This window comes from Candidatus Nomurabacteria bacterium (assembly GCA_023898525.1).
Classification (GTDB): domain Bacteria; phylum Patescibacteriota; class Minisyncoccia; order Phycocordibacterales; family UBA918; genus OLB19.
Window position 1 is genome coordinate 476,080 of sequence record CP060227.1, and the last position, 24,472, is coordinate 500,551.

The 24,472-nt window shown below is 40.0% G+C and carries 28 protein-coding genes and 1 tRNA gene; 5 read left to right on the plus strand and 24 right to left on the minus strand.

Annotation, left to right across the window (positions count from 1 at the left end; all coding sequences use genetic code 11):
* Positions 1 to 11: 11 nt before the first annotated feature.
* The gene (locus H6779_02080; protein ID USN88213.1) at positions 12 to 338 is read left to right on the plus strand and encodes a hypothetical protein; all 327 of its coding nucleotides are present in this window, start codon (positions 12 to 14) and stop codon (positions 336 to 338) included.
* 78 nt (positions 339 to 416) lie between these two features.
* On the opposite strand, the gene H6779_02085 is transcribed toward H6779_02080, so the two are convergent.
* The 4 genes from H6779_02085 to H6779_02100 are packed head-to-tail and all read right to left on the minus strand — an operon-like array spanning position 417 to position 3,096.
* Positions 417 to 1,382 carry a thymidylate synthase gene (locus H6779_02085; protein ID USN88214.1) on the minus strand — a complete coding sequence of 322 codons (966 nt, stop codon included), beginning with the start codon at positions 1,380 to 1,382 and terminating at the stop codon, positions 417 to 419.
* Between the two features lie 6 nt (positions 1,383 to 1,388).
* The gene (locus H6779_02090; protein USN88215.1) at positions 1,389 to 1,862 is read right to left on the minus strand and encodes an HIT family protein; all 474 of its coding nucleotides are present in this window, start codon (positions 1,860 to 1,862) and stop codon (positions 1,389 to 1,391) included.
* 10 nt (positions 1,863 to 1,872) lie between these two features.
* Entirely contained in the window at positions 1,873 to 2,418 is a 546-nt protein-coding gene (gene dcd / locus H6779_02095) for a dCTP deaminase (GenBank protein ID USN88216.1), read from the minus strand.
* Positions 2,419 to 2,421: 3 nt separating this feature from the next.
* Entirely contained in the window at positions 2,422 to 3,096 is a 675-nt protein-coding gene (locus H6779_02100) for a CYTH domain-containing protein (protein USN88217.1), read from the minus strand.
* A 77-nt stretch (positions 3,097 to 3,173) separates the two neighbouring features.
* Here H6779_02100 and H6779_02105 point away from each other — a divergent pair, with 77 nt between their 5' ends.
* Complete coding sequence (locus tag H6779_02105; GenBank protein ID USN88218.1) at positions 3,174 to 3,689, plus strand: dihydrofolate reductase; 516 nt, start codon at positions 3,174 to 3,176, stop codon at positions 3,687 to 3,689.
* Positions 3,690 to 3,838: 149 nt separating this feature from the next.
* On the opposite strand, the gene H6779_02110 is transcribed toward H6779_02105, so the two are convergent.
* A complete protein-coding gene (locus tag H6779_02110) occupies positions 3,839 to 4,771 on the minus strand; it encodes an IS30 family transposase (protein USN88219.1) in 933 nt (310 codons plus the stop codon).
* A gap of 141 nt (positions 4,772 to 4,912) precedes the next feature.
* On the opposite strand from H6779_02110, the gene H6779_02115 reads away from it, so the two are divergent.
* Entirely contained in the window at positions 4,913 to 5,386 is a 474-nt protein-coding gene (locus tag H6779_02115; protein ID USN88220.1) for a hypothetical protein, read from the plus strand.
* Between the two features lie 479 nt (positions 5,387 to 5,865).
* On the opposite strand, the gene rplK is transcribed toward H6779_02115, so the two are convergent.
* The 12 genes from rplK to H6779_02175 all read right to left on the minus strand — a co-directional run bounded on the left by rplK (position 5,866) and on the right by H6779_02175 (position 18,165).
* A complete protein-coding gene (gene rplK, locus H6779_02120; protein ID USN88221.1) occupies positions 5,866 to 6,291 on the minus strand; it encodes a 50S ribosomal protein L11 in 426 nt (141 codons plus the stop codon).
* A gap of 426 nt (positions 6,292 to 6,717) precedes the next feature.
* Positions 6,718 to 7,230 (minus strand): hypothetical protein, encoded by a 513-nt coding sequence (locus H6779_02125; protein ID USN88222.1) that lies wholly within the window; start codon positions 7,228 to 7,230, stop codon positions 6,718 to 6,720.
* A gap of 134 nt (positions 7,231 to 7,364) precedes the next feature.
* Complete coding sequence (nusG, locus tag H6779_02130; protein ID USN88223.1) at positions 7,365 to 7,910, minus strand: transcription termination/antitermination factor NusG; 546 nt, start codon at positions 7,908 to 7,910, stop codon at positions 7,365 to 7,367.
* Between the two features lie 27 nt (positions 7,911 to 7,937).
* Entirely contained in the window at positions 7,938 to 8,126 is a 189-nt protein-coding gene (secE, locus tag H6779_02135; protein ID USN88224.1) for a preprotein translocase subunit SecE, read from the minus strand.
* 126 nt (positions 8,127 to 8,252) lie between these two features.
* The gene (locus tag H6779_02140; protein ID USN88225.1) at positions 8,253 to 9,053 is read right to left on the minus strand and encodes an SIMPL domain-containing protein; all 801 of its coding nucleotides are present in this window, start codon (positions 9,051 to 9,053) and stop codon (positions 8,253 to 8,255) included.
* Positions 9,054 to 9,065: 12 nt separating this feature from the next.
* Positions 9,066 to 10,010 (minus strand): matrixin family metalloprotease, encoded by a 945-nt coding sequence (locus tag H6779_02145; protein USN88226.1) that lies wholly within the window; start codon positions 10,008 to 10,010, stop codon positions 9,066 to 9,068.
* Between the two features lie 704 nt (positions 10,011 to 10,714).
* Positions 10,715 to 10,900, minus strand: coding sequence for a hypothetical protein (locus H6779_02150; GenBank protein ID USN88227.1), 186 nt, complete (start codon positions 10,898 to 10,900; stop codon positions 10,715 to 10,717).
* Positions 10,901 to 11,038: 138 nt separating this feature from the next.
* Complete coding sequence (locus H6779_02155; GenBank protein USN88228.1) at positions 11,039 to 13,006, minus strand: hypothetical protein; 1,968 nt, start codon at positions 13,004 to 13,006, stop codon at positions 11,039 to 11,041.
* A 149-nt stretch (positions 13,007 to 13,155) separates the two neighbouring features.
* Positions 13,156 to 14,832 (minus strand): ribonucleoside-diphosphate reductase subunit alpha, encoded by a 1,677-nt coding sequence (locus H6779_02160; protein USN88229.1) that lies wholly within the window; start codon positions 14,830 to 14,832, stop codon positions 13,156 to 13,158.
* A gap of 29 nt (positions 14,833 to 14,861) precedes the next feature.
* Positions 14,862 to 16,175: a ribonucleotide-diphosphate reductase subunit beta gene (locus H6779_02165; protein USN88230.1), complete on the minus strand. Its 1,314-nt coding sequence runs from the start codon at positions 16,173 to 16,175 to the stop codon at positions 14,862 to 14,864.
* A 409-nt stretch (positions 16,176 to 16,584) separates the two neighbouring features.
* Positions 16,585 to 16,968, minus strand: coding sequence for a large-conductance mechanosensitive channel protein MscL (mscL, locus tag H6779_02170; GenBank protein USN88231.1), 384 nt, complete (start codon positions 16,966 to 16,968; stop codon positions 16,585 to 16,587).
* A gap of 48 nt (positions 16,969 to 17,016) precedes the next feature.
* Positions 17,017 to 18,165 (minus strand): YibE/F family protein, encoded by a 1,149-nt coding sequence (locus H6779_02175; protein ID USN88232.1) that lies wholly within the window; start codon positions 18,163 to 18,165, stop codon positions 17,017 to 17,019.
* A gap of 516 nt (positions 18,166 to 18,681) precedes the next feature.
* On the opposite strand from H6779_02175, the gene H6779_02180 reads away from it, so the two are divergent.
* Positions 18,682 to 18,753: transfer RNA gene (locus H6779_02180), tRNA-His, on the plus strand.
* A 102-nt stretch (positions 18,754 to 18,855) separates the two neighbouring features.
* Positions 18,856 to 19,545, plus strand: a complete 690-nt coding sequence (locus H6779_02185; protein USN88233.1) for a histidine phosphatase family protein — start codon at positions 18,856 to 18,858, stop codon at positions 19,543 to 19,545.
* Between the two features lie 95 nt (positions 19,546 to 19,640).
* Here H6779_02185 and H6779_02190 read toward each other — a convergent pair whose 3' ends face one another.
* The 7 genes from H6779_02190 to H6779_02220 form a co-directional block, all read right to left on the minus strand.
* The gene (locus H6779_02190; GenBank protein ID USN88234.1) at positions 19,641 to 20,039 is read right to left on the minus strand and encodes a hypothetical protein; all 399 of its coding nucleotides are present in this window, start codon (positions 20,037 to 20,039) and stop codon (positions 19,641 to 19,643) included.
* Positions 20,029 to 20,724 (minus strand): DUF4065 domain-containing protein, encoded by a 696-nt coding sequence (locus H6779_02195; GenBank protein USN88235.1) that lies wholly within the window; start codon positions 20,722 to 20,724, stop codon positions 20,029 to 20,031. Before H6779_02195 ends, H6779_02190 begins: the two co-directional genes overlap by 11 nt.
* Positions 20,725 to 20,925: 201 nt before the next feature.
* Entirely contained in the window at positions 20,926 to 21,777 is an 852-nt protein-coding gene (locus tag H6779_02200) for a metal ABC transporter permease (protein ID USN88236.1), read from the minus strand.
* 3 nt (positions 21,778 to 21,780) lie between these two features.
* Positions 21,781 to 22,530: a metal ABC transporter ATP-binding protein gene (locus tag H6779_02205; GenBank protein ID USN88237.1), complete on the minus strand. Its 750-nt coding sequence runs from the start codon at positions 22,528 to 22,530 to the stop codon at positions 21,781 to 21,783.
* A 4-nt stretch (positions 22,531 to 22,534) separates the two neighbouring features.
* Entirely contained in the window at positions 22,535 to 23,461 is a 927-nt protein-coding gene (locus H6779_02210) for a metal ABC transporter substrate-binding protein (protein ID USN88238.1), read from the minus strand.
* Positions 23,462 to 23,496: 35 nt separating this feature from the next.
* Entirely contained in the window at positions 23,497 to 23,925 is a 429-nt protein-coding gene (locus tag H6779_02215) for a metal-dependent transcriptional regulator (protein USN88239.1), read from the minus strand.
* A 115-nt stretch (positions 23,926 to 24,040) separates the two neighbouring features.
* Positions 24,041 to 24,460, minus strand: a complete 420-nt coding sequence (locus H6779_02220) for an Hsp20/alpha crystallin family protein (GenBank protein ID USN88240.1) — start codon at positions 24,458 to 24,460, stop codon at positions 24,041 to 24,043.
* Positions 24,461 to 24,472 lie beyond the last annotated feature (12 nt).

A 24,472-nucleotide genomic window follows, 5' to 3' on the forward strand; every position in this document is an offset into this window, starting at 1 on the left:
GGAGAATTGCAATGAAAATAGACGATATCATTGTTGATAATATACTTAACAACAACAACTGCTTATCATTGTTACTATTTTCAATCTTTTTTGTGGGAGTAAGTATGCTTATTTGGCTACTTGCCCACAAAAAAGAAAGTTCTACTATGTTGGATTTTTCTTGGTTCTTTCTGCTATTATCGGTAATGTCCCTTGTGGTCTTACTTACAGAAATTGGACTAAATCCAGTTTCTTTGGCTCTTATTTTGTTTGCGATCTTAGGCGGTACAACAATTTATCTAGCACATTTAGAATACCCAGACCCGGTTCGGCACGAAGAAGAAACCGTGGAAATCTAACATTAACTAATAGTGTAACAACCTCGCTGGTATTAATACCTACGAGGTTGTGTTTTTATAAATTTTATAGCTTCAATTTTAATCCCCCTCAATCTTATGATCTACTCCCCCTACCACTGCCATTTGAGCTTTTATCGGAGGATGTGACTCATAATTATTTAGTGTCACATGTTCTGGTCTGAAATCATCTAAAGAAGTCATCTCATCACTAAGGATAACAGTTGGGAATTTCATCGGCTCACGAGACATTTGTTCTTTAGCCTGTTCTTTGTGATTTTCATAAATGTGCACATCACCAAAAGTATGAATAAACTCCCCTGGTTCATAACCAGTAATCTTCGCTAAAAGCATAGTCAAAAGTGAGTAACTAGCGATATTAAAAGGCACTCCAAGGAAGATGTCGGCTGAACGCTGGTAAAGCTGCAGACAAAGTCGACCGTTTTTTATATTCACCTGATACATATTGTGACAAATCGGAAACTGACTAGCCTCGCTTGGCTTAGCCATGCTATACAAATATTCAGGATTCCAACTATTTACCAAGGTATTGTGAGCATGTGGATCTTTCTTGATTTCGTCTACCACCCACTGCAATTGATCAATTCCTCGACCGTCTTTGGTTGGCCATTTGCGCCACATTTCACCGTATATGCGCGGTAGCTCCCCATGCTTGGTCGCATACTCATCATCAGTCGCAATCTTTTCAATAAATTCTTCTTTAGTCATTTCCGGCCAACCTTCTTTTTCACGCTTGTTGTTGTAGATACGGAAAGGATAATCGTCCCAAATATGCACGTTATTATCTACCAAATACTTTATATTGGTCTGCCCAGACATAAACCAATACAGTTCATGCAACACTCCTTTCCAGTAAACTTTCTTAGTGGTCAAAAGTGGTAAACCTTCGCTGAGGTCGAAGCGCAGCTGCCGACCAAACAAACTATGAGTTACATCTCCTGTCATTAAATCTTCTTGCCGATCACCTTTTTCTAAAAGCTCCTGCATTAAATCTAAGTATTGGTATTCTGGATGTTTGTTTGACATGATTTTTTAATTATTATTGTTAAAGTAATCCTTCAATTTAGTAGCGAACTCTGCTCTAGAAACTGGGTCTGACGAAAAGCTTTGTTTATGTAGTGAATACAAATCATCTCCTTCATATCTTGGAAAGACATGTAGATGATAGTGCCACACCTCTTGGTTTCCAGCTGGTTCGTTATGCTGCCGAATACTAACACCGTCACATTTATAAAGTTCCTTCATAGCAATAGCTACCTTTTTGGAAAAAATATGAATTTTAGCTAATAGATTATCTGGTATATCGTAAATATTCTCATAATCTGTGTTTGGAATAATAATTACATTACCAGGATTGTTTGGCCATTGCTTAGAAGAAATAAAAGCTGAAATATCGTTATCTTGATAAAAAATGTCCTCCTTATTGGTATGGATGCTATCAAAATTTCCGTTATCTATAATAGCTTGAAAAGGATTTTTGTATTCTGCGGATTTATGGCTGTACATTTTTTTATAATTACTTCTTCGGCTCTGCGAAGTGGTTTGAATTCTCGCTGTCATAGCGCCCAACATCTTCGTAAGACTTGCTAGTTGGAGAGGAAAGCTTGGCAAACAATAACTGCGCGATCTGCATCCCCGGACGAAGAATGATCGGAATATTGCTGGCATTCACGAGCTCAAAGGTCGGGTAGAATTTGTGTCCCGGATTAAAAAGCATAGCGGTGTTGTGCACCACCAGCCCAATCCGTGCCAAGCTACTTTTACCGGAAAGCAAGATCAAGTGCTCATTGTCGACCCCAATAAACTCCCGTTGCTTCCCTAGCACATTCTCTCCCGGATGAAGTACAAACTCATCATCATCCTCGATACGAAACTTACGGGTAGAAGGATAAACCTTCCTGGCCGGATCAGACGCTTGTACCAAATGTCTATCGACTACTTCAAACTCATTACCTAAAGTCACATCGTAGCTAGCGAGCTGCAACTGTTCTTCACGAAAAGGCTCGATAATAAGCGCCCCCCTTTTTACCCCATTCATGATGTCGACGTCAGACAAAAACATATTTTATTTAACAACAAAAGTCTTATCGGTGCCGTAATAATCCGTCCAGTTTTCATTATAAAAAGCAAACATACGCGCCAGACGATCCTGCGATAATTCTTCTACTTCTAATTCGGCCATCAATTTCTCCAGATTAGCTCGTACCTGATCAAGACCAGACTCATCGTCGGTGACCGTTTCAAATTCAGCCAAGTAACCATAACCAGCGTTTTTATCTAAACAAACATTGATATCTTTATAAGCATACTCTACCCGCTCCCTAGACCACTTGGCCTCATATTCATAGCCAACCGAAAGAATCAGAGCATCGAGTTCAAGTAGCGACAAAGCCACCGTTTCTTCAAATTCCAACCTGGAGACAGTGTTGCTACTACTACCACCGTCAACAGCAGCCTTCACAACCAAAAGTACCTGATCATCTTTTTGTCTAGTACGAACCGAAAAGTCAGTACCCCGCTCGGCAATCATTTTGAACTTATCGTGTTGATCATCAATAAAAAGATGCTCTACTTTGTCATAGAGGTCATGAATGTCCCCGCCGATAAAATAATGATTGAGCTGTTTATTTTCGCCAATTACCTTCAAATCCGGATCTAGCTTTCGCATTTTTTCGACTAAATTATCAGCTTGCTCTTTTTCTCCCAAGAGACTTTTAATTTCAATTTCAAAGTTGGCCATAGTCTAAGCATTATAGCAGACTGATTTTGCTAAAAAATCACGACAGTATTTGAAATCTATGCCATAATCAGTGCACTATGAAAAAACCAAACGTACCGGTAGTAATAGTAGCCGCCATGAGCCGAAAAAACCGAGTGGTTGGTAAGGAAAATAAGCTACTTTGGCACGTACCGGAAGATCTAAAACACTTTAAATCCCTTACCCTTGGTCACCCCGTTATTATGGGTCGCAAGACCTTTGAATCGATTGTTCAGATACTTGGTAAGCCTCTACCCGGTCGCACCAACATAATAGTCACCAGAAATTCTGACTATCAGCATGAAGGTGTAAAAACTGCGACATCTTTAGAAAAAGCTTTTACCATTGCCCAAGAAGAAAACCCGACCGAAATCCACATCGGTGGCGGTGAAGAAATTTGGCGACTATCTTTTCCTTACGTAGACCGACTTCACTTAACTTTTTTTGATGATGAACCGGAAGGCGACGCCTACTTCCCCGACTTTACCCAAGATTTTGTTGAAATAAAGAAACACCCTCCGCAAGAATACGGAGAGCTTAGATACCAGTGGGTAGATTTTAAGAGAAAACCTTAACTAATTTGTATAGAAAACAACCAAGGGTAGACCTTAAAGAGGAGCGACTAGCGACGGGAAAGGTCTACCCTTGGTTGTTTTTTGTTTTGGTTAACTTTAATTAGCACAGATGCCCCTATCTTGAATCACCACCCTAATTGCACAGACCATCACTTCCAAAATATCTGATGTGGAGACTTGAAATTATGTCTCTTTCTAGGACGATGATTTATACGACGAACCGCTTCAGAAAGTTCTTGTGGAGTAATGGTGTTGAAATCCAAGTCTTTCGGAAAATATTGTCGAAGTAGCCCGTTAGTATTTTCATTGGTACCACGCTCCCAAGAGTGGTATGGATAAGCAAAGTACACAGTCATACTCGTTTGTTTCTCAAACCGTTCCCAGTCACTGAACTCGGTACCGTTATCAAAGGTAGCGGTCTTTCGTTTGTTTTTGGGTATACGCCTGAATTTTTCCACCGCCAGTTTAGTGAGTAAAGTAGCATTTAATTTTGGCAGAAGATACGCAATTAGATACCCGCTTCTGCGATCAACGAAGGTGACAATACGTACTCGTTTGTCTCTTCCCAGCATAGTATCTCCCTCCCAATCTCCCAAACGGGAGCGACGTTCAATAATGGGCGGTCGTTCATCAATACGACGTTTCTTGGCTCTTTCACGAACTTTTTCACGTATTTTGGTGCCTCGTTTGCGCCGATACTTGCCTTTCTGAGAACGAAGAAATTGTTTAAGGTGTGGAGCTCGTTCGTTAATGTATCGGTAGATAGTGCTCGCAGAGATGTCATCACGTACTCCGACTATCTGTTCCGGTGAGTAGTGTTGTTTTAATAATCGTTTCACTTCTCGTAATAATACTCCTTTGAGTATTCTAGTACCTTCCATAGCAATGATACGTGCCTGTTTTTTCTTTCTGCGAACCTCGCGAGCATCGTATCTATCCCGACCACCATACGCTTTAATATGTCTATTAACCGCACTTGGATCTTTGTTGATAATGTGCGCAATCTCCACTCCTGAGTATCCCGCTTTGAGCATACGTGAAATAACCGGCCAGTCTTCCGGTCCTATTTGTTTGTGTGACATACAAAAGCAGTATGTATGTCATCTTGACCTGTGCAATTAGGGTGCAAAGGATTGTGCAATTAGGGTGAGAATTCAGGTAAATATTTTGCACCTTGTCAAAAATATGTTATAAACATTCATTCAAATTAATTAAATATTAATTTGAATGAATGTTTGTTTGTCATTTCTACTTTACAAAAGGAGAAGAAAGTGAGAAGTTTTTTGATCTTCATCTTGATACTTACAATTTTGTTTACCGCTTCATGCGCCTCTGTATCTGACAGAAAAAATGCGCTGGTAGAACCCTTTAAGTCCGAAAGAGCTCTAGCTGTTTTGGGTACAGAAAACTTACGGGAAATAGGACTGAAAAAGGACGACGGTATCGCCCTTGAAACTTTTATCCAAAACCATCTATCTATAGGTGAACAAGGTGGATTTGTAACAAAGAGTTTTAATGTAAGCAACAACAAAGATCCGTTAACCTTGTTCTTACTTACAAAGAGAATGGATCGAGAGACAAGCTGCATACCATTAGTACTGGGAATAAACTTAGGTAACGGAGACTCTTTCCAAGGGGAAGGTACGGTATGCCCTAAACTCACCAAACAAGGTGTGATCTGGAAAAGATCGGTGTAAAAAAACACAGGCTGGTAAAATTATTTACCAGCCTATTTGTTATTATCTTTAAACTCAGGGTTAATTATGCAAAATGCTAAATGAGTAATAAGAAGACCCCTTTCTTTGACCACTATCTCTTGACGGACTAAGTAAGAATAAGTCATTAGAAACGTAAGAAAATCTTAAAAGAATATTCCTTTTAATACATTTTACTATAAAAACACCCTTTTCATAATCGACAAGACATAAGACCCACACGTCTGGAGAAACCTTGTCCTCGTCACGGCACAAACCTAGTCTTGTGCCAACAGATAAACCTGGTACATAAGTCGTTTACTATCTCTCCCCCTATATAAATAATGAATTAAATTAACCTACAACAAGCACTTCTCTAAGCGATGATTCTGCCACATTTATATCAAAATAGCAACACCAAAAGACCAGCGCGAAGCGCCGGCCTTTTGGTGTTTTTATTTCGTTTCTTATTCTAGACAAGATTACCCCTCAATCTTTACCCCCATAGAATAAGCAGTTCCCTCTACAATCTTCATTGCGGCTTCGATTGAAGCAGCATTTAGATCAGGCATTTTTTCTTCCGCAATTTCTTTAACCTGAGCTTTGGTTAGAGAACCGGCTCTTGATACTTTGTTTTTGCTTGAGCCTTTTGGTTTACCAAGTTTCTTTAGAATCAAGCGAGACATTGGTGACACTTTGGTAATAAAAGTAAAAGAACGATCATCATAAACAGAAAGTTCTACCGGTACCACCTCACCCATCCTCTCTCGAGTCTGTTCATTAAACTGGTTTACAAACTCTCCGATATTGATACCAGCCTGTCCCAGTACCGGACCCAAAGGTGGAGCCGGAGTAGCTTTACCACCCACGGCTTGCACCTTGATCTTTTTTACTAATTTCTTTGCCATGTTTTTATTAAAATTAAGAATTTATTGTTATTTTGAGCAGCCTGTTCCATATCCAGACTTCTCAGTAGAAGCTCGCGTATCGTACAAGAAAAACCAGCTTTTTGCAAGAAAAAGAGGCCAAAAATATTCTGGCCCCATATTTTTAAATCATTTCTTCTGTCAGCCATGAATAGCTGACCCAATAGGCAACAATGCCGAGATTACAATGAAAACTACAAAGGCTAGTACTATAACTGGTTTTGGGATCATTTCCTGTCTCCTTTTTTGAGTGAAATGTCCTTACACATTAAATAATTTTTTTGAGCTTGTAAACATCCGCGTATGAAAAGCGCCGAGCGAAGCTCGGCGCTGATTTACTGTATAAGACTAAAGGTTGCTCTTGGTTATTTTGCTTGATTTTAATTAGCGTAGGTGCCGTTAACACTGTTATGGTTTAGTGTTGTCTACATCACCATGATTCAAATTACACAATTTCAGACACTTATCTCTAAAGTAGATTGCACCAATTCTTCTAATTGTTTCCATATTCATCCCTTTCGAAAAAGCATAGTCCTTAAACTTCTTATCTGTATCTTTATCAAACTCTATGCCATCAAACATATCAAATACATTTTCTTGTATCTCGTAGGCTGAAATATCGCAGTTATGACCACACTTATTATGTAACTCACTTTCATGTGAATCAATATATTCTTTCATCCCGCTAGCCTCTAGCACCCTCTCGCCCTCCGGCTTCAATCTTAGCGGAGATGCGTTGCCTATCAAATTTAATCTTTTATTATCTTTGGCAATACTTTGATTATTAGCAATATCCTTAACTGTTTCTTTCAACCAATCAATATTTGTTTCAATCGTTCCTATTCTTTCACCTCCTTTCCAAACAATAGCCATTATCGCTAGAAAATTCCCCAAACCAATTACTGTAAGTAGTGTTTCCATATCTATATGATACAGGTGATGTCAAATTAAAACAGTTTTTATCGACGATGGTTATCGTGTTATCATTGAATTATATACATGTAAGACCAAGGTCTGCCCTTGGTCTTATTAGTCTTAATAGTTAGTTTTACTCACTAAACTTTCTTAACCTGCAAGAAGTCTAGCTCGACTGGAGTTTCGCGACCAAACATCGGCACCAAGACCTTAACCTTACCGCTCTTTTCATCAATCTCACCCACTCTACCCTCTAGGTCTTTGAATGGTCCGTCAACAATTCCCACAATGTCGCCGGTTGATAGATCAACTTTGTGTTTGATGGTATCGGTAGACATCTGCTTCATGAGGGCATTGTACTCTTCTTCAGTCAGTGGTACCGGCTGAGTTCCACTACCCACAAAACCGGTCACTCGTGGGGTATTTCGCACCACATACCAAGACTCATCGTCCACGATCATCTCTACCAATACATATCCTGGGTAGATACGCTCCTCTTCCATGACTCGCTTGCCACCTTTCACGCGAATCTTTTTTTCGGTTGGAACAACAACATTGAATATCTTGTCATTCATACCAAGAGAATCAATACGCTGTTTTAGGTTACGGGTTACCGCATTTTCATATCCGGAATAGGTATGAATAGCGTACCAGTGCCTCTCACCTGTATTTGCTTGTTTGGCCATATAAATTTAAATAATTAAAACGATGGTTTATATGCGGTTAATAATTGTGTCGATGCCGAGTTGGAAGACGTAGTCAAAAGCTCCCAAAAACAGCGAAACAAGAGCCGAAATAACGATAACCAGAATAGTATACAAAAACGCTTGTTTTTGTGTCGGCCAACTCACCTGCTTCATTTCAGCGGCCGTATCTCGTAAGTAGTTCCCAAAATTGCTCATAATAATAAGTTTACCAAAATAAAAACGCCTCTGCGGCGACTTGCTGACATTATACGCTTAATTGAAATAATGTCAAAGGCCGGCGCTTCGCGCCGGCCTTTGACACAAAAAACTCTAGAGAGCCAACTACCGTACTTGGTAAGTAATAGTCACGCGACTGGAAATGGTATTTTCTCCGGTTGGTAACTCTGGTGCCTCAAAAGACTTAGCGGCCGATTCTATAGCCATATCACCACCGATTCCATAGTACGGCCGTGGACCACTTTCGTCTTCATAGTAACCAACCATCTTAACTACTCTAACTCCGAGTTCGTTAGCCAAAACTCTAGCCTTAGCCTTAGCATCAGCAATTGCTTGAGCTCTGGCTTCTATCTTTAAGTTATCAGTGTCATCAATCTTAAACTGAAGTCCACTTATATTGGTTGCCCCTAGGTCACCCACCCCAGCTATCAGACTGCCCGCCGTATCAATATCCCGCACCTTTACTGTAATCATCTGACTAACTTCGTAACCATCAGGTACCCGCTTCTGTGGACAAAGACTTCCTTCCGGACACACTTCTGCTTCATAGCGGTATTTTTGATACAGGTTGTAATTTTCGGTTTTGATGTCTTTTTCCTCTACCCCACTATCTTTCAAATAAGCTATGATACTGTTTATCTTAGAACCAGACGCTTCTTGAGCCGCCGCCGCATCATCTCCTTTAGCGGTTACAGAAAAATTAAACCAACCCAGATCCGGCACCGCTGCTACCTCACCTACTCCAGAGACTGAAATTGTGACCGGACCGGTATAAAGATATTTAGATTGTTTCAGAGTGTAGGTAGCGTAAGAAGCTAAAGCAATGACCAAAGCAACCAAAGCAACCGTACCCAAAAAACGATTACCTTTTGAACTAAAAAATGAATTATTTATATTGTTCTCCATATTAATTTGTTATTAAAAGTAAGCTAATAAACCACGAATCATTTGTCTTGTTCTTTGAGAGACCTCCGTCCCTTCCCCACAAGTTTCCACCAAAGCTTCTTTATCTTCATCCGTTAAAACAACCAAACCAGACTGTTCTTTAGTTAAATAATACATTACTGAAGTTTCACCTTCAACATGATTAATACCAAGAGCGTGGCCAAACTCGTGCGCTAATACTTTTTTTAATTCTTCATTATTCGAGAATTTGTATATATTTATGCGTTCACGCTTAAAATCACCCTGCGTGAAAGTATCTGATCGGCCAAAGATTTCATTATAACGAAGTACATTAGCATTGTACCGCTCAATTATCTCACTACTTTCTTCTCCCAAAGCGTTTATTCTGTTGGCCGTATCATTTAAATCTTTTTCGGCCTCAAGTAATTTCTTTAATAATCCAGACAAGTACTCTTGTTCTTTTTTTAACTCGGTAAAGATTTCGCTCGGCGCCCCTCCTTCAGCGTTATATCTTTCAACTTGTTGGTTGTACTTATTAAGACGATCCTCATAAGTATCACGTTGTTTTAAGTAATCTGCCTCTAGGTTCTTGTATTCACTCCTTAATTGATCAACCCGGTCTGACACTTCTTGACTCTCTCTTTCCTGCTGATCTAAATCTTGACGCCATTCTTCCTCTGTTCGAGCCAACTGTTGTCGCTCATCATAAATAAAATTAACCGTAAAAGTCGTATCTTCATCATAGACAAATAGCTCGCGCTCTCCAGCCGCTTCCCACACATCTTCCGCTTCTAGAAGGACGGCTTTTGCTTGTTCCGCCGAAAAATTAAATCGTGGGTCTATGTCCCCCAACTTATACTTGATCGGTACGGGGCAGATATGAGCGGAGCTGGTGTACCAATAGCTGCCGCCAAATACAAGCACAAACAACAAACTGATAATAAGAAAAAAGCGCATACTGATTTTATATCATAGCAATTTTTAATCGCCGATACTAATAAAGGCAGATAGCGGGGACTGCGTTGTCGCGAAACGTAGTCCCTGCCATCTGCCCTTTAAGAATCTTGGCTGGTACGTATACATAATACACTGTCCGTGAAAGTAAAAGGTTGAGCTTTCAACAGGAATAATTAAAAGCCGTGGTTAATAATCACGGCCCCCTTTATAATAAGTGTGAGTTTCAAGAATGAACTTTCAGCTCACCAGTCGGTTTAAATTTGAGCTTTTTCCAGCCCACTGGTATCATGCGAGCAATCTTATTAAGTCTCAATATTCTTTGATTAGCGTTTGTATTTTTTTTAAGCTTCATGTCCTCTCCCCTTTTAATTTTTCGAGTTAGAAAATAAACGCTTTTGTACAACAGACCCTAAAATAACGAAATCACTCTAATATGTCAATGAAGATTGAACACAGTTCGAACAAAAAAATAACCACCGGTTTTTAGGCCGGTGGTTTTTATGTACGATAATTAATCATGAACGACGCAATCTAGAACGTCGCTTATTAGTCTTAGGTCTTGTATAGCATTTTGGTTTAAGTTTCAATACGCTTTGAAGACTTGACCAAAAATGATATAAAAATGATGTTGCTGAAATGGCCAGGATTTCCATTCTTTCTATTTGTGGTTCTCTTTTTCTCATTTGCATCCCCTTTTTCTAAGATTAATCAGAATCTTCGTTTACAGCTTTCTTTTCATCATCAACATTATGTATATGACCATTAAGATAATAAGGATTACAAATTTTATCCTCAGGATCAACATACTCTTGACAGGTAACCCTTGTACCAACCAGTCTAGGATCAGCATTCGCTAGTTCCGTCTCAGACGGTCCATCTCTATCATCCATAATGAACTTTCCCCTTTCGTGTACAAAAACAGATGAAACTGTAACAATATTCTTTAGTGATGTCAAATTTAAAAATAAAACACCCTCCTCGCCATAATGGCTCGGAGGGCAAATACTTATTTTATCCTGATATCATTATTAAACGTTTTCTGAAAACAGGTCAATATCTTTTGCTAATTCATCTATTTCACCAGTTCCTATGCCTTCAGTTATTTTTCTGGTGCTTCTATCGATATTAAGCGATATTAGACCACTCCGCTCAAGGCGTTTAACTAGTTCAGTTATTTGTGTAGAAAAAACAACTGAACAACCGCTGTCGGCGAGTGTTTTTAGTACTTTGTCGGAAAGCTCTATTCCTTGTGCTTCTTGAGTACCACCCCCCAACTCGTCAATGATGGTTATACATTGTGAAGGCTTACTCTCTTTTGCTTTATCGAGTAATGCCTTAAGCTTTCTGAGCAGTAACTCAGCAGTTGAGCCAGATCCTCGTTCAATGAATACTAGCCCCATGGCTTGTTTGGCGTTGAATTTTACATTTGTTCCAAATACAGGTAGTCCGCATTGAGCCAAATATAAGGAAGTTGCTATTGTCTCCAAAACCACAGTTTTACCGCCAGCATTGTGTCCTGTTATACTGATTATGTTATCAGCAATATCAGGTAATTTTCCAACAGGAATAATATTTGACGGATCGACGTCTACAGCTAAGTGAAAAGGAAAAAGATTGTCCGAAGAAAATACGTGATTATTGTCATCAAGTATCTCTGGAAAAGACAGTGTAGTCTTCCAGTCCTTTGACTTGATATCAAGTGACCGGATTATCTTTGTCATATCAATCAACTGGTTAAACAAGCCGCTGATGTACTGACGACAGGCATTGGCTTCATTAAACATATCGCCTACACCTTTTTCAACTTGACCTGAGCATAATGCAGTAATTGAGTTGTAAGCGAATCGGCTAGAAAGATCATCTGAAGAAACTTCAACCCCGCTCTTTGAGAAAAAGTGTTTAGTTTTTTCATCAGAAAACAGATTTGCCAATAACTTAGCTTTTTTTACGTTTGCCAGGTGATCCCTTGTAGAGGCTTCTTTTAGTGCTTCAACTTCTCTCAAAAAACGTTGTGTGTTTTTTTGAGAATAACCAGGAAAGTCTCTATCACATTTGATCTGTAGTGATTGACTTTCATATTCGTCTTTCTGGTCTTTGTGTTTAATACCACTCAGTTGAAGTTGTATGTCTACAATCTTAACAAAAAGCCTTCCATACTCATATGTTAAACCTAGTTTTACATCCCAGGTGTGATTTGATTCATTGCGTACGTTTTTAAATAGCTCACCTACCACATCAGCCACAATTTTTTTAAGAGACTCTGGAGTCTCGTCAATGACTTGTGGTCCGTATGCACTCTGATCATTGCTTTTGTTTAATCGTTCAACTACCCACTGCTTCCATTTGCGAGGGAGTGGAATTTTTGGAAAAAAACCACTGTCAATTGTCCATGGTTTGTAATCCAGGGGAGCGTATCCATATAGATGATACCCAAGAGTGTTATCTTCAAGTAACTTTACATCCCTTTTGTCTACAGTCAAAGATATAATGCTATTAAAGGAGACGGTAGTCCTTGATAGGTCAACCACCTGCTTTGAGAAGTTTTTCTCTAGCTCACTTATAGTTCCAAAATTTTCATTCAGAAATTTTATAAGTTTTTTAACTTCAGGTGGTACGTCTCCTTCTGCGGTACGCTGCAATGCAGTGTGGTACTCATGCAAGATTTCCAAGAATAAGGACGGCTGTTCTCTATCTGGATGAAAATCGTGCAAAAAAAGCTTGTCCTTAGTAGGTATGTCTGAAGGTAGGTTGAGTTCCAGTAATTTGTCCATAAAATCTGGATTTTGTTGTAACCATCTGAATATAGACTGCCTTGATAAAATTTCATTGCGATCACTGGTTGCAATGAGGTCTACCAACCCAGTCTTCTCAATACCCAAAATTTTCAGTACAGGTTTAAGTCGAAGGTCACCTTCGTTGATAACTTCTAATGGAGGCACTTCTTTATTCCAGAAGGTTATTACAGGATAATTATTTGTTGTACATGCATCGGTCATAAGACCTCCTCTTATACGTAACGTTAAAGAAACAGAATGATATTAATAAGTAAAATATCATGTCTGTTGGTATTAAAACAGAAATATTTTAAAAGTCAAGCCATGAAAAAAGCGGAACGGCTTTCGGCCGCCCTGCTTTTCCCCTCTTTCTACTTCTTCTCCGTCAACTTCTTCCTTACCATCTGCTGCGCGGCGTTCATACTATGCTGGTAATAGAGAGATTTAATTCCCTGCTTCCAAGCTTGGATGTAAAGCTGGTTGATATCTTTGACGGGTGTGTCCGGCGCCACCATTACATTAAGTGACTGTCCTTGGTCGATGTGTTTTTGTCGATCAGCCGCTTGCTTAATAATGGCAGATTGATCAATCTCGGCGAAAGTACGGTAAACTTCTTTTTCTTCGGCTGTTAAGAAGTCCAAGTGCTGTACCGAACCATCGTGATCACGGATACTGTCCCAAGTCTCTTTACTATCCTTACCCTTCTCTTCCAACAAGGTCTTTAGGTTGGGGTTTTTAATCGTAACTTTCATTTTGGCTACATCCTTGATGTAGCAATTAGACCAAATTGGCTCAATACCCTGTGATACTTGACCAAGAATAAAGGCTGAAGAAGTATTAGGGGCAATCGCTAAAAGAGTGGTGTTGCGACGTCCGTAACCCTTCAATATTTCTGGCTCACCTAATTCTTTAGCTAATTCTTTAGTTGCCACGACAGCTCGTTCATTTATGTGTTTAAAAACTTCAACATTAATCTTTTGTGCTTCTTCACTTTCAAAAGAAAGTTTTTTGGCTTGCAAAAGCGAGTGCCAACCTAAAGCTCCAAGACCCAGCGCTCGGTTGGCTTTAGCAAAGTTATAAGCTCGTTCCATAAAAGTAAACGCTAGACGTTTTTCTTTTTCTTTGCTATCTCGCATCTCCTCCAACTTTTGAATAAAATCTTCCATTACGGCGTCTAAAAAGGCAACCATTACCTCAACCAAATCTGTATCTTTCCAGTCGTCATAATGCCTAAGATTAATTGAAGAAAGACAACATACAAACGACCAATCGTCGTGTGACGGTAGCATAATCTCACTACACATATTACTAGCGTAAATCCTTAGTTTTTTATCTTTGTAGACATCGACCGTGTTGTTGTTGGCGGCATCCTGAAACATGATGTACGGATATCCCATCTCCCCCCGACGCTGAATCACTCTGGCCCAAATGGCTCGTTTCTCTTCGTCCCCTTCAATCATTGATTCCATCCACTTGTCTGTCACGGTTACACCGTGAGTTAGTTTTTGGATTGGATTGCCCTCGGTTCCAATATCGAGAAACTCTAGAATATCAGGGTGTTCAATTGGTAAATATGGAGACAGGTGCCCGCGACGAACCGAACCCTGGCTCACCACATCAACCAAAGTTTCAAACAGCTGCATAAAATGAACCGCTCCTGATGAATGTCCATTGTCACCAGAAATACGAGCTCCTCGTTCTCGCAAATCTCCAAAATATCCAGAGCATCCTCCACCAAACTTACTCATCATTCCCACTTCAGCATTAGTGTAAAGAATACTACCCATATTGTCGGCCACATAAGAACCAAAACAGCTGATTGGCAATCCTTTATCAATCCCAAAGTTAGACCAAACCGGCGAAGCTAGAGAAATCCACCCCTTACTCATGTAATCTACGAATTTATCAGCAAAACCAGGACGCTTCAAAAATTTCTCAGCTGCTTTAGCTATAACTTCTATTCTCTCTTCCGCTGTCTGTCCTTCTGCCAAATAACCTCTGGCCAAAAAACCGCGACTGTTTTCGTTCAACCAATACCATGACTCCATATGCGTTGTATCTTTAATTAGTATATTAATCAGAATAAATCATCACTAGTCACACTAGCACTGCGCTTATTATAGTTGATAGAGCGCTTATTGAAAAAGTCCACATGCTTAGTCGCAATCACCTCGTTGTCAAACCAGTCAGTTTCTTCAAGCAAGGCTTCGCTCACTTCAAAGATGCGTGGTAGACCAATCGAAGCCAAAGAATTATTAAGACGATTTTTAACAAACTCTTTCACGTTTGCTGCTGGTAAAAAGTCCAACTCACCCGCTTCATAGATCCAGTCAATTATTTCACTCTCAGCCTCGTAGGCTTCTTCGCAAGCCCTAATAATCATTGCCTTGCAGTCTTCATCAAACCATTCTGGGTGTTCTTTTTTTATGGTATTAATCACATCAATACCAAACATACCGTGAATCTGCTCCTCTTTTGAGGTGGCTTCTACGGCGTTACTGATTCCTTTCAACAAATTTCTATGTTTATTGAAAGACATGATAATTAGAAATTGTGAGAACAGTGACACGTGCTCAATAAACAAAGAAAATAGCAAAACAGAATGCATGTACTGACGATTTTCGTCTGTCTTTGACAGGGTGATTGTTTTTTCCAAATAAGCAATTCTTTTTTTGATAACCGGTACACTGGTGATTTTTTCAAACTCAGCATTTAGTCCCAAAATTTCCAACAAGTGAGAGTAGGCGTCCATGTGCCTCGCTTCACTCTCGGCAAAAGTCACACCAACCGCACTGATTTCTGGTTTTGGCATTTTTTTGTAAATATCTCCCCAGAAGGTTTTTACCGCCACCTCTATTTGAGCAATTGCCAACATAGCATTTTTAATTGCATTTCGTTCTGACGGGGTAACGTTAACGTGGAAATCGTTGATATCACTGGTGTAATTGAACTCGGTGTGAATCCAGTATGAGTGACGAATAGAATTAACGTATTCATACAACTCTGGATATTCGTAAGGTTTTAGGTTGGTACGCTTTTGGAATATGTCACGCTCACGGAGTTTTTTGCGGGCATTACGGTAGATAATGTAGGCTTTGGCTGTATCGAAATAATCAAGCTCCATCAGAGATTGCTCCACCAGGTCTTGAATCTCCTCTACCGCCGGGTAACCATCAATACACTTCTTGGATTTGCTGCTCTCAGGGTCAGCGGTAGCCGCCTGGACACACATATCGATAGTTTTTTTATGAACCAACTCGGCTACTTTTTTGGCATCTACCACTTCTCCCTCTTCAGTCTCAAAAAGTGCTTTTAAGATAGCGCTTTCAACCTTAGCAATATCAAAAGACTGTACTGAACCGTCTCTTTTACGAATCTGCTTAATCTCCATAAAATTATCTGAAATAAATAATACTTAATAAACCTAAATATCTCTCACAAACTTAATTGCTGGTGTTGTATACAATTAAGTCTAAGAAAGATCGTCGCTACAAACCGCGTGTGTTATAAGCCTTGGATGTCAAAACACACGGTGGAGAATTCGTGCGTACCCACATGATACCATTTTTTGAAAACGCCCATTTTTCGTACTAATGGCTAAAATAAAGGCTATTAATAAGCAAAAAAATCAAAAGTGTTTATAAAAATGTGGATAACTTAAGACCCTTAGACAGTTATGATAAGGAATTCTTGTTTTGTGTAGTTTGCAAAGTGCGAAAATGTTCTGTGGTTGGAGAGGGTGAAAAATTAATTAAAGGGGTGGCCACGAAGTGACCACCCCTTTAATTAATTTTTCACCCCTACTTCTGCAAAGAATCCCTGATTTCCCGAAGCAACTTTATATCTTCAGGTATCTCTTTGGGCTTTTCTTCTTTTTTCTCCTCCTCCTTTCGCTGCATCTTCTTCAGAGTCTTAACTGCGATAAAAATAGCAAAAGCGATAATGATAAAGTCAAAAACACTTTGCACAAACACTCCATACTTGATTTCAGCATCACCAATAGCCACTGATAGGCCGGTAAAATCCACCCCTCCCATCAGCATACCTATGAGTGGAGTTACTATGTTTTCTACAAGTGATGAGACGATTTTCCCAAAAGCGGCTCCGATAACTACCGCTACCGCTAAATCGATAACATTACCCTTCATGGCAAAGGCTTTAAATTCTTTAACGAAGTCTTTCATACATTATATTTAATATTAACCAACTAATTATAACACTTTTTTTGTTAATTAATGTGAATGTTGGTGGTGATCAGCGCAAGTGTGTAAACCATCTTCATCAATACATTTATCTTTAAAATACCAAGCCGCTAAAGTAGTGGTCAACGGTACAGCTAGTACCAGGCCAATACTACCAACCACGATGCGTAATATTTCAGCTGCTATCACTTCTTGATTAAGAGTAATGAGAATTGATGATTCGGACAGTGAGTAAAGCAGTATGAGAGGCAGTGCCGCTCCCACATAGGCAAAAGCCAATGTATTAACAAGTGAACCAACATGATCTCGACCGACCTTTATCGCACTTGAATACAACTCCTTAAATCCAAGATTGTGATTGGCACCCTTTAATTGTTGCACCACAGAAGCTTGGGTAATAGAAACGTCATCCAGTACACCGAGTAGTCCAATAATAATACTACCGAGTAAAAGTCCAGTTAGATCCAGCGTACCATCGGTGGCAAAATTCAAATACACCGCCGCGTCATCACTAAAGCCGGTAAAACGCATCCACTCCACCCAAATCCACGCCATCAAACAAGTCACCATCACTGCTCCAAAAGTACCTAGAAAAGTAATAAACACTCGAGGCTTCAAACCGTGAGTGAAAAAGAGAGTGAAGCTCAATATAAAACCGGCAATGACTAAGCTAGATAGAGCTGGCGAATAACCTGCCAAAAGAGCTGGTATTAAAACAAAAATTATCGCTATAATACTTATAGCCAGACTAAAGAGCGCCCTTACCCCCTGTTTACCTGACAACCAAATGATTAGGGCGATAAAAATAAAAACTAGTACAACAAGCGGACCTTTTCTTTCTACGTCTTTGAAAGTAAAGTACTCCGAACCGTCTATGGAAACCAGCCGGTTAACATATATACTGTCTCCTTCTCGCAAAATCGCTAAATCGTTCTCGAGTCGCACTACTTCACCAACCCTCTCCCCTTCTTTGAGCTGAATTCGGAGCTCCTGCACCGTTGTCGACGCTCCAGTACCCATGATATCTCTTTCATACTCAGCGGTTACCTCAAGTACTTCAGCTTTTACCGTCTCCTGAAATTCCTGATGAACTTCCTGAGCTTGTGCCACCGGCAGTATAAGTAAAAAAATAGCGCCTAAAATAACAAATTTTCTTATGCTTGCTAAGAGGAATTCCATAAGTGACTCAAAACAAAAAACGCGCCACATAAAACCCAATACCTGCACCCAAGACGAAAGTAAAAAATAGTGTAACCATCAAAGCTTCTCTATCCATTCCTATAACTCTAACACACCCAATACCCGGAACAAGTCATGCTGTTGACACAACAGTATAATGTGTTATTCTTTAACAGACCTGAGTTTATCGAGGTCATATTTCAACTTTCAACAAAGAAGGAAACGTAATGAAAAAGCAGACAGGTCTTACCATCATTCAAACAATGATAATTGTGGCCATTTTTGGAATTTTCGGAGCAGTCGGGCTAGGCGCTTGGGAGCAAAGTCAAAAAGAAAATTCTGAGATGACAAAAGGAAGATAATCCACTCCCACCGACAATGAACAACCACTCGTAACACAAGTTAGTTACCGAGTGGTTTATTTTTTGAAAACACTCGACTTTTTGGTTAAAAATAGGTATAAATGTATGCACTTCTTGGGGCGCGGGCTGCGCCCGCGCCCCAAGACAAACAATGGCGACTATCGTATAACGGCTATTACTCCGGTTTGTGGTACCGGTTATCCGGGTTCGATTCCCGGTAGTCGCCCATTTTAAGAAACTAGATATAGCAACATATTTTTAAGATATTTTTTAGTGCCTATTGAGTTTAATGGAACAAAAACTCCAAGTAACTTCCCTCTTACAAACAATGTTATCAATATCAGACACCGTTCAATTACAGAGGAGTGTTACAATGCACGTCAATATCAAAATTAAGACACTTCCTAAACAATTCATTTTTTGCCGTCACGCTGAATCAATCGGTAACGCCAGAGGTTTGGACGACAACTCCACAAAAGACACAGCGAATCATCAATTTGGTCTGTCTCCAAAAGGACAGCGTCAAGTTGAACAGGTTAGAGACTTTTTGAGGCACAGATTTTCAAACGGTTTTTCTGAGTACTACGTTTCTTCATTCTTACGTACCCAGATAACATTTCAAGGTGTTTGGGGAAAAGACATATCACCTTACGAAGACCCAAGATTGGATGAATGGTGGAAAGGCATCTTCCATAGTCTTACCAAAGAAGAAATTGCAGAACATTACCCTGTTGAATCAGCCACTCTAAAAAGAGAAGGTTGGTACCATTACAGACCGCCACAAGGTGAATCTGGTAAGGATGTGGAAATGAGGATTTTGTCATACTTAAACTCACTCAATCCAACAGAAAGTGTTTTTATCAGCGGACACGGACGTTGGTTTTGCTTTTTCAAAAGATTACTTCTGAAACTTCCGAGAGAGAGAATGAATCTTGAAGCACCGAAAAACGGCTCAGTGATTTCATTGACTAAAAATGGCAGTAAATACGAGTCTAATGTTCTATTTACACCTAAGTAAGAGAAATTGTTTTATCGCCTGAGAAATCAGGCGATTCTTTTTATTTAAATACTACTCCACCCTCTCCCTAACCACCCCTTTTTTCCAACCAACACCTACATCATATTAGAATATTTTGGAAAATTGTCTTTAATTATTCTTTCCCATTTGTCTGTTTCATTTCCTTTACCGGTTAGAAAACTCTTGTGGTATACGAGTAAAAAGATAACTTCAGCCTTATCTGGGTCAACAAAAGCGATAGCACGACAACAAGAGCTTTTGTACGAAACATTGGTGCCGGCTATTTTGAAATAAAATTTACAAATCTTATTCCCGTCCTTCTCATGGATAGTTTCAACCTGATCAGTCTGCATCATGACGTCAAAATTCTCTGCCATATCCAAAATAGCCATTTCCGTTATATCCCACTGTTTTTTAGAATATTTCTTATTAAACTTTTTTATATAATGACTAATCGCGTAGTCATCAAAATAAGAAGAATACCTAGTAGACATCTTTCTGGTCTAACTGAGTAATCAAAGGATAAGACACTGTCTCCCCTTCAAAAGCAATCTTGTATGGTAATTGCTTGTGAGTGAAATCCACGATTTCTTGAGTATTCGCATCTTTCCATTTTTGCCAAACCTTGGCTACCAAGCTCAACTCTTTATCATTCAATTCATCCAAATCCGTACCAGCCGAACCTCTACCCTCAGTTATCACATACATGTCCCTGCCACTTTTTTGCTCATGGGTAACTTTAATCGAGCCATCCTCTTCCATTTCTTCAACCGCTTGAAAAAAATCACTAGGAACAGGACCAAACTCCATTTTCTTATACTCCATTCCACTCATGCTTTCTAAGTGATTATAAAACCAAGCAAAATCAGTCAAATATAGAAGCTTTGCCAACTTTGTCTTCTTTAGCTCCACCTTACTTTTATTTGCTTCTCGGAGAAAAGCCAGAATCATTTGTTTGTACTTCTTATAGTTGGGTGCCTCCGCTCGTATAAGTTCATCCACTGTAATACCAAAAACACGAACCAGTCGCTCAGCCTCAGACAAACTAAGCTCTTTAGTCCCCTTTTCTACCGCCACGTATGACGGACGTGAGATATTAATCTTCTCCGCCATAAGAGACTGCGAAATACCTCTCGACTCCCTAAGAGACTTTATAAAATCCCCATAAATATTGCTCATACAAAAAAATATTATCTTTCTTACTATTCAGTGTACTACACTATGCAAAATATTCAACATATGTTGTAAACATTCTCGACATTTTGAACGTGGTTAAATGTCTTTAAGAGCTCATTCGTTAAAAAATGGGGACTGAAAATGTGAAAATGGGGACTGTCCCCCATTTTCTTCTGTCCCCCATTTTCTTAACATATTAATCTGTTACACACCCTTAGAAGTCAAGCGGTTTCCCATCTTTGTTTTACCAATATGATAAAACAATACACCCAGAAAGATTAGACCCTGCATAAAGACAATCGCTCCACCGGTTGAAATGTCAAAATAATAACTAGCATATGCTCCCACCACCGAACTAAGCACACTGACCAAGACCGCGATTTGCACCATTGAATTAAATTTTCGAGTGAGCAAAAAAGCCGTTGAACCCGGTGTAATCAACATCGCAATCACCAGAATAATACCGACCGTCTGCAGCGAACCAGTAATAGTAACCGCCAACAACACCAAAAAAGCATAATTAACAAAACGCATTGGCAATCCAACCGACTGAGCGTGTGTCGGATCAAAACAAAAAACCAGAAACGTGCGCCTAAAAGCCAATACCACAGCAGTCACAATTGCCAAGACACCGATCGTGTACCAAGCAGCTTGATCAGAAATACCAAGCACATACCCAAACAAGACGTGAGTTAAATCAACACTACTGGTCACCTTTGAAATCATAATTAGACCAAGCGCAAATAAAGTGGTGAACACAATCCCCATCACCGCATCTTCTTTGATCTTCGTATTGGTCTTAATAAAGCCAATCAAAACCACCGCTAAAAGCGCAAAGACAAAAGCTCCAATACTAAACGGTATACCGATAAGATAAGCGATTACTACTCCCGGCAAAACCGCATGAGAAATCGCGTCACCCAAAAGGGACCAGCCTTTTAAGATCAAAAAACAAGACAAAACCGCACAAGTGGCGCCCACTACCATTGAAACCAAAACGGCTTTTACCATAAAAGCATACTGGAGTGGTTCGATTATAAATTGAATTAGTTCCATAAGCTATTTTTCAAATTTAATGTGATGGATAAGACCGTCGAAGGTTTTGGTAATTAAATCTTTGGTGAAGACTTCTTTGGTTGGACCATAAGCCAACACAGTGTGCTTTATCAGCGCCACCCGATCACAGTTATCAGACAAGGACGTTAGCTCATGAGCGGCTAAGATAACAGTCTTCCCTTCTTCCTTAAGAGAGACCAGAAGCTCGGTCAAAGAGCGCTCGCTCACCGCATCAAGACCGGCAAACGGCTCGTCAAGTAAGAGAATATCAGCACCCTGAGCTAAAGCTCTGGCAACAAACGCTCGCTTCTTTTGCCCGCCGGAAAGCTCACCAATCTGTCGGTTGCGAAAATCTTGCATGTTTACCTTTCGCAAGGCTTCATCCACATGTTTTTTATCTACATCAGTCGGAGTCTTAAAAATGTTCTGCAGACCAATCCTCCCCATCATTACCACGTCATAAACTGAAACCGGGAAATCCCAATCAACCAATTCTGCCTGCGGCACATAAGCAACATGACCGTGTTTTTGAGCTGTTTTTGGAGCATCACCACAAACCCTGACACTACCGGAGTCAGGAGTAACCAACCCCATAATCACCTTAAATAAAGTTGACTTCCCGGCGCCATTCATACCGATGACACCGGTAAAAGTACCATAAGGAATACTAATAGAAGCACTACTTAAAGCTTGATTGTCTCCATAGCGGACACTAACATCGCTAAGATCAATGGCGTTGTCTTTGTCGTTCATAAATTTATTTATCACTCAAGCCACTAACAATTGTGTCGACCGTACTTTGCAAAAGAGTTAAGTAGGTAGGAGCCGGTCCATAAGCGGTAGATAGGGAGTCTACATACAACACCCCACCCATTCTGGCCCCGGTCGCTTGGACTACTTCTTCTTGGATTTTTGGTGAAACGGTACTTTCACAAAAAACAGCCGGTACGTGATTGGCTTTTACTTTATCAATGACAGCGGCCACTTGTTGTGGTGAACCAGCGGTATCACTATTGATTGGCCAGATGTAAATCTCTTGCAGGCCGTAGTCGTTGGTAAGGTAAGTAAAAGCACCTTCACAGGTCACTAGATAGCGGTTATTTTCAGGTAAGACCGACAATGAATCATTTAGAGTTTTATCAAGCGCCTCAAGCTTAGCCGAGTAAGCCGCTGCATTAGCGTTAAAATAATCCTCGTCGGCTGGCGAAAATTCTACTAAGGTTTTTCTAATATTTTCCACATATTTCAAACCCTGTTTTGGTGACATCCAAGCATGCGGGTTAGGCTTACCTTCGTATGCACCCTCAACAATCGACAGCGGTTCGACTCCCTCACTCACTATCACACTCGGTACATCGGGCATATTGGCCTTAAGTTTATTAGTCCACAACTCTAAGTTCATACCATTTTCCAGTAAAATATCCGCCCGTGAAGCTCTAACCAAATCACTTGGAGTTGGTTCATAACTATGAATATTTACACCAGGCTCAATCAGCGAAAGTGACTCTACCCGATCACCACCGATCTCATTAACCATGTCGGCGATAATGGTAAACGTGCTTAAAACTACAATCTTGTCTCCTTCTTGCTTAGGACTATTTTCTGCATTTTTTCCAACGATAAAAAGCACTCCGATTACAATAGCAATTATTGCCCCTGTTAAAAAAGCTTTGTTGTTAAACATAATAAATATTAGAAATAAATTTGCTTATAATTTTTTTAAGACTCCCAATTTTTGATCTGTGGTATTTCTGATCCGTGCGGATCATTGGTTGGATGGTTTAGTAACTTTGCAATTCTCTGAATTACATCATCACTGCAGGCGTGTTCCAATTTTTCAGCCTCTTCATGAATACGGTCACTGGGAACACCAAGAATCTGTACCAAAAATACTTCAATGATGCGATGCTTGTAGGTTAGCTTGCGACCAATATCCAACCCTTTCGGTGTCAGTTTCACGGCTCCGTACGGCTTGGCGTCTACTAAACTATCTTTAACTAAACTCTTAAGCCTTTCTGAAACAGTTGACTTACTTAAGCCTAAACGCTCGGCAATCTGAGTAACCCCAATCTCCGTTTTCGATTCCTGCAGTATGTAGATAGCTCTAACATAATCTTCCCTGGCAGCATTGATTGGTTTAGGAGTCATGATTGTTCGTACCTACGAACAATACACCAGGTTGCTTTTTTTGGCAAGCTGGGAAGTGAATAAAAGTGAAAGCCCGCCGGCTACGCCGGCGGGCTTTCACTTTTATTCACCTCCCCTACTTCACCTGCACCTTAACTTTCTTGTCAGGAGTCTTTTCTCGCTTTGGCATAATCACCTTTAAAACTCCATCCTTGTATTCCGCCCCAACCTTCTCCTGTTCGACAGAATCAGGCAGTTGGACTACTCGCTCAAACGACCCGCGCCTAATTTCTTTGGCGTAGTGATTTTTTTCTTTCTTTTCCTGCATCTCTTCGCGACGACCGGCAATCCGCAAGTAATTATCCTCGACTTCAACATCTATATCTTCTGCTTTTAGTCCGGGTACATTCATTTCCGCCACAATATCATTTCCGTCTTCATAGACATCAACCGCCATATCAAACCCCACCTGATTACCCCGCGCCGAAGTCAAAGGGTGCACATCTCTAAGTAAACGATCAAACTCATCAAATGGTTCCCATTTAATTAATGACATAAGATTTTAGAT

Coding starts and splice junctions, on each gene's coding strand:
- H6779_02175 (USN88232.1), bottom strand. CDS start 18,165: ATGGAATTCCTCTTAGCAAGCATAAGAAAATTTGTTATTTTAGGCGCT.
- H6779_02205 (USN88237.1), bottom strand. CDS start 22,530: ATGAACGACAAAGACAACGCCATTGATCTTAGCGATGTTAGTGTCCGC.
- H6779_02085 (USN88214.1), bottom strand. CDS start 1,382: ATGTCAAACAAACATCCAGAATACCAATACTTAGATTTAATGCAGGAG.
- H6779_02100 (USN88217.1), bottom strand. CDS start 3,096: ATGGCCAACTTTGAAATTGAAATTAAAAGTCTCTTGGGAGAAAAAGAG.
- H6779_02220 (USN88240.1), bottom strand. CDS start 24,460: ATGTCATTAATTAAATGGGAACCATTTGATGAGTTTGATCGTTTACTT.
- H6779_02105 (USN88218.1), top strand. CDS start 3,174: ATGAAAAAACCAAACGTACCGGTAGTAATAGTAGCCGCCATGAGCCGA.
- H6779_02185 (USN88233.1), top strand. CDS start 18,856: ATGTTATCAATATCAGACACCGTTCAATTACAGAGGAGTGTTACAATG.
- dcd (USN88216.1), bottom strand. CDS start 2,418: ATGTTTTTGTCTGACGTCGACATCATGAATGGGGTAAAAAGGGGGGCG.
- H6779_02110 (USN88219.1), bottom strand. CDS start 4,771: ATGTCACACAAACAAATAGGACCGGAAGACTGGCCGGTTATTTCACGT.
- H6779_02215 (USN88239.1), bottom strand. CDS start 23,925: ATGACTCCTAAACCAATCAATGCTGCCAGGGAAGATTATGTTAGAGCT.
- H6779_02150 (USN88227.1), bottom strand. CDS start 10,900: ATGGATGATAGAGATGGACCGTCTGAGACGGAACTAGCGAATGCTGAT.
- secE (USN88224.1), bottom strand. CDS start 8,126: ATGAGCAATTTTGGGAACTACTTACGAGATACGGCCGCTGAAATGAAG.
- H6779_02210 (USN88238.1), bottom strand. CDS start 23,461: ATGTTTAACAACAAAGCTTTTTTAACAGGGGCAATAATTGCTATTGTA.
- H6779_02125 (USN88222.1), bottom strand. CDS start 7,230: ATGGAAACACTACTTACAGTAATTGGTTTGGGGAATTTTCTAGCGATA.
- H6779_02145 (USN88226.1), bottom strand. CDS start 10,010: ATGCGCTTTTTTCTTATTATCAGTTTGTTGTTTGTGCTTGTATTTGGC.
- H6779_02195 (USN88235.1), bottom strand. CDS start 20,724: ATGAGCAATATTTATGGGGATTTTATAAAGTCTCTTAGGGAGTCGAGA.
- H6779_02190 (USN88234.1), bottom strand. CDS start 20,039: ATGTCTACTAGGTATTCTTCTTATTTTGATGACTACGCGATTAGTCAT.
- H6779_02160 (USN88229.1), bottom strand. CDS start 14,832: ATGGAGTCATGGTATTGGTTGAACGAAAACAGTCGCGGTTTTTTGGCC.
- rplK (USN88221.1), bottom strand. CDS start 6,291: ATGGCAAAGAAATTAGTAAAAAAGATCAAGGTGCAAGCCGTGGGTGGT.
- H6779_02155 (USN88228.1), bottom strand. CDS start 13,006: ATGACCGATGCATGTACAACAAATAATTATCCTGTAATAACCTTCTGG.
- H6779_02200 (USN88236.1), bottom strand. CDS start 21,777: ATGGAACTAATTCAATTTATAATCGAACCACTCCAGTATGCTTTTATG.
- H6779_02080 (USN88213.1), top strand. CDS start 12: ATGAAAATAGACGATATCATTGTTGATAATATACTTAACAACAACAAC.
- nusG (USN88223.1), bottom strand. CDS start 7,910: ATGGCCAAACAAGCAAATACAGGTGAGAGGCACTGGTACGCTATTCAT.
- H6779_02140 (USN88225.1), bottom strand. CDS start 9,053: ATGGAGAACAATATAAATAATTCATTTTTTAGTTCAAAAGGTAATCGT.
- mscL (USN88231.1), bottom strand. CDS start 16,968: ATGAAAGACTTCGTTAAAGAATTTAAAGCCTTTGCCATGAAGGGTAAT.
- H6779_02165 (USN88230.1), bottom strand. CDS start 16,175: ATGGAGATTAAGCAGATTCGTAAAAGAGACGGTTCAGTACAGTCTTTT.
- H6779_02090 (USN88215.1), bottom strand. CDS start 1,862: ATGTACAGCCATAAATCCGCAGAATACAAAAATCCTTTTCAAGCTATT.